This is a genomic window from Streptomyces sp. SID3343 (assembly GCF_009865215.1).
Lineage (GTDB): Bacteria > Actinomycetota > Actinomycetes > Streptomycetales > Streptomycetaceae > Embleya.
In genome coordinates this window covers 1-2,805 of sequence record NZ_WWJX01000928.1, presented here as the reverse complement: position 1 = coordinate 2,805, position 2,805 = coordinate 1, and the positions used below count along the sequence as shown (strand labels likewise).

The following is a 2,805-nucleotide window of genomic DNA, read 5'->3' as shown; positions in this document are numbered from 1 at the left end:
GGGCGGGCGGGCGACGGGCGGGAAGGGCGCGGCGCGGCGGCGACTACGGCAGGACGACCTCGTCCCAGTCGATCCGATGGCGATGGGTCGCGCCGAACATCTTCTCGGGCGTCATGACGGTCTTCGTCATGATCGGCATCAGCAGAGCCATCAACGCCTTGGCGACGGGGCCCGCGGCCTTGCTGTTGTTGGTCTTCGCGGCGTCGGCCGCGATCTTCTCGGTCCGCGGCCGGCGCAGCCGTTGGTACGCCGCGAACGCGGTCGTCGGGTCGGGGATGTCACGCAGGCAGCGGGCGAGTTGGATCGACCCCTCGATCGCGAGCGACGCGCCCTGTCCCGAACTCGCCGACGGGGCGTGCGCGGAGTCGCCGACCAGCACCATTCGGTCGCGATACCAGTGCGGCAGCGGCGGCATCAGTTCCAACGGTCCCGCGACCAGCAGCATCTCGGGTGTCGCGGCGCGCAGGATCTCCTCGGCGGGCACGTCGCCCTCGTGGGCGGCGCGCAACCGGCGCAGCCAGTCGGCCGCCGGGACGGCACGGGCCTCGGCCGTGGTCATCGGCTCGGGCCAGGGGAGGTTGCAGAACAGCGCGGTGCTGCCGTCGGATTGGGTCCAGTGGCCGAAGAACGCGCGCTTGCCGAAGGCGAAGTGCATCACCCCGGCCGGCCCGCTCGCGGCGCCGTTCGCCGCGTAGGTGCCGACGCCGAAGCCGAGCAGGCCGACGTATTGCGGCTCCGGCGCGGCCGGGTCGATCAGCGTCCGGACGGTGGAGCGGATCCCGTCGGCGCCGATCAGGATGTCGGCGCCGGCCGTGGTGCCGTCGGCGAATCGGGCGGTGACACCGTCCGGCGCCTCGTCGACGCCGACCAGGCGCTTGCCGTGCTCGATTCGGATGCCCTGGGCGACGGCGTGATCGTGCAGGACGCGGTGCAGGTCGGCGCGGCGCACGGTTCGACTCGGCGGCAGACCGGGCAGGCCCGCGGCCTTGCCCAGCCGGCGACCTCGGCCGTTCTCGAACACCATGTCGGGCATCGGTTGGCCGATGTCGCGGATCGCCTCCTCGACGCCCAGCAGACCCAGCGCCGCGAGGCCGTTCGGGGCGATCGTCAGGGCGCCGCCGACCCCGTCCGTGTCGTTCGCGGTGGTGTCGTAGGCCTCGTGGACGGTGGCCTCGATGCCGGCCTTGCGCAGGGCGGACGCGGTCACCGGTCCGGCGATCCCGCCGCCGATGATCAGTGCGGTCTCGACTCGGTTCACGGTCTTGCTCCCTCGGGTGATCTGATCGACGTGGGCGGGTGCGGGTGCGAATCCCGCGTGGTCACGGGAGTCGGCCTGTCCGGTGCCGCCGCTTGCACGGGCTGCCCGCACGCTGCCGCTCGCACGGTGTCGCCTTCGCGGGTGCCGTTTCGCACGGTGTCGCCTGCACGCTGCCGCTCGAACGGGTGTCGCGGCTCATGCGGTGCGACTGGGGTCGTCGACGGTGGGCACGCCGCCGTCGCGGTGGGCGCGCCGCACGTCCTCGACGTACTCGCGGCTGAACATCGCGGACAGCATCGCGATGCCACCGCGGTGGATCCGGATCTCGCCGTTGTCGATGCGACCGACGATGCGGACCGCCCGGCCCTTGCCGGCGTCGGCGGGAGCGGCGCCGTCCTTGACCCTGCCGCGGCCGGTCCAGCGCAGCTCGCTCGCGTCGACGACCGCGCCGTCGGGGACGAGCAGCTTGAGCACGGCGCGGTCGAGGTCGACGCGGATCTCGATGTCGTCCTTGCCGTCGCCGATCCGCGGCGAGCGCAGGTCGAGCACGGTGTCGGCGCGGCGCTCGCGGACCTCGAACGAGGTCGCGGTGGTCCAGTTGCCGAGGCGCTTGGTGGTGGTGTGGTCGGCGTGAATACGGACGGGGGCGGTGGTCATGGCGATGGTTCCCCTCGGGTTCTCGGGCCGCTGCGCGCCCCGATCGTGGCTGCCGTTCGGCTGACATTCCGATAGTGACACCATCACTAGTGTTCTGGCAACTAGTTTCCATGAGTCTAGTTCCCGGACGTCTAGTAGCCTGATCGCATGGCAACCACTTTCCGCAGGTCACCGCTGTCCCTGGCCGTTCTCGGTCTGCTGTACGGCGAACCGATGCACCCCTATGCGATCCAGCAGCGGATCAAGCAGTGGGGCAAGGACAAGGTCGTCAACGTCGGCCAGCGCGCGTCGCTGTACAAGACGATCAACCGGCTGCGCGAGGCCGATCTGGTGACCGTGCGCGAGACCGAGCGCGATCAGCAGTACCCGGAGCGCACCGTGTACGAGATCACCGACGCGGGTCGGGCGGCGGTCATGGTGTGGATGGGCGAGATGCTGGGATCGCCGCGCAACGAATTCCCGGAGTTCCCGGCCGCGTTGTCCTTCCTCGCCCTGCTCGGGCCGCAGAGCACGCTCGAACTGCTCACCCGGCGAAGGGAGTTGCTGGCCGCGGTGGCGGCCGACCTGGCGACCGACGTGGCGAACTCGCTCGGGTTCGGGCTGCCGCGCGTGCTGATGCTGGAGGACGAGTACCTGCGCCACATGGCCGAGGCCGAACTCGGCTGGCTGGACGCGGTGATCGCGGACCTGCGGGACGGGCGGCTCACGTGGACCAAGGACTCGCTCGACGCGTTCGCCGCGGCGGTGGGGCAATGAGGTCCGGCCCGGTCGCGGTGCGGGCGAGGCCCGGTCGCGGTAGGGGCGAGGCCGGCGCTCGCGTCGACACGAGCGCGCGAGCGCCGCGCGGGTAAGTGGCGGGAAAGCCCATGGGGCGCCGCCCGCCGGGACCT

At 71.7% G+C, this 2,805-nt stretch carries 3 protein-coding genes; 1 reads left to right on the top strand and 2 read right to left on the bottom strand.

Annotated features, from left to right (window positions below):
• Positions 1-43: 43 nt before the first annotated feature.
• Both GT354_RS28985 and GT354_RS28980 read right to left on the bottom strand, forming a co-directional pair.
• Positions 44-1,258, bottom strand: coding sequence for an FAD-dependent monooxygenase (locus GT354_RS28985; RefSeq protein ID WP_161359331.1), 1,215 nt, complete (start codon positions 1,256-1,258; stop codon positions 44-46).
• Between the two features lie 195 nt (positions 1,259-1,453).
• Entirely contained in the window at positions 1,454-1,915 is a 462-nt protein-coding gene (locus GT354_RS28980) for a hypothetical protein (protein ID WP_161359330.1), read from the bottom strand.
• Positions 1,916-2,062: 147 nt separating this feature from the next.
• Here GT354_RS28980 and GT354_RS28975 point away from each other — a divergent pair, with 147 nt between their 5' ends.
• Positions 2,063-2,671, top strand: coding sequence for a PadR family transcriptional regulator (locus GT354_RS28975; protein ID WP_161359329.1), 609 nt, complete (start codon positions 2,063-2,065; stop codon positions 2,669-2,671).
• Positions 2,672-2,805 lie beyond the last annotated feature (134 nt).